Genomic DNA, 1,049 nt, shown 5'->3' on the forward strand with positions numbered 1-1,049 from the left:
GCGAAGCTGAGAACTTAAGCGCCAGTAAACGGCGGTGGTAACTATAACCATCCTAAGGTAGCGAAATTCCTTGTCGGGTAAGTTCCGACCTGCACGAATGGCGTAACGACTTCTCGACTGTCTCAACCATAGGCCCGGTGAAATTGCACTACGAGTAAAGATGCTCGTTTCGCGCAGAAGGACGGAAAGACCCCGGGACCTTTACTACAGTTTGATATTGGTGTTCGGTTCGGCTTGTGTAGGATAGCTGGGAGACTTTGAACCAGCCACGCCAGTGGTTGGGGAGTCGTCGTTGAAATACCAGTCTGGTCGTGCTGGATGTCTAACCTCGGTCCGTGATCCGGATCAGGGACAGTGTCTGATGGGTAGTTTAACTGGGGCGGTTGCCTCCCAAAGGGTAACGGAGGCGCCCAAAGGTTCCCTCAGCCTGGTTGGCAATCAGGTGTTGAGTGTAAGTGCACAAGGGAGCTTGACTGTGAGACCGACGGGTCGAGCAGGGACGAAAGTCGGGACTAGTGATCCGGCGGTGGCTTGTGGAAGCGCCGTCGCTCAACGGATAAAAGGTACCCCGGGGATAACAGGCTGATCTTCCCCAAGAGTCCATATCGACGGGATGGTTTGGCACCTCGATGTCGGCTCGTCGCATCCTGGGGCTGGAGTCGGTCCCAAGGGTTGGGCTGTTCGCCCATTAAAGCGGTACGCGAGCTGGGTTTAGAACGTCGTGAGACAGTTCGGTCCCTATCCTCTGTGCGCGTAGGAATATTGAGAAGGGCTGTCCCTAGTACGAGAGGACCGGGACGGACGAACCTCTGGTGTGCCAGTTGTACCGCCAGGTGCATGGCTGGTTGGCTACGTTCGGGAGGGATAACCGCTGAAAGCATCTAAGCGGGAAGCCTGCTTCGAGATGAGTATTCCCACCCCCATGAGGGGTTAAGGCTCCCAGTAGACGACTGGGTTGATAGGCCGGATGTGGAAGCCCTGTAAAGGGTGGAGCTGACCGGTACTAATAGGCCGAGGGCTTGTCCTCAGTTGCTCGCGTCCACTGTGTT

Annotated in this window: 1 rRNA gene; it reads left to right on the plus strand. The window is 56.1% G+C overall.

The window, feature by feature from the left end:
* Window positions 1–1,027: ribosomal RNA gene (locus ACIBI4_RS34520) — 23S ribosomal RNA — on the plus strand; the annotation flags it as partial.
* Window positions 1,028–1,049: the final 22 nt, after the last annotated feature.

It is taken from the genome of Streptomyces sp. NPDC050418 (genome assembly GCF_044458745.1).
In the GTDB taxonomy this organism is placed as follows: Bacteria; Actinomycetota; Actinomycetes; order Streptomycetales; family Streptomycetaceae; genus Streptomyces.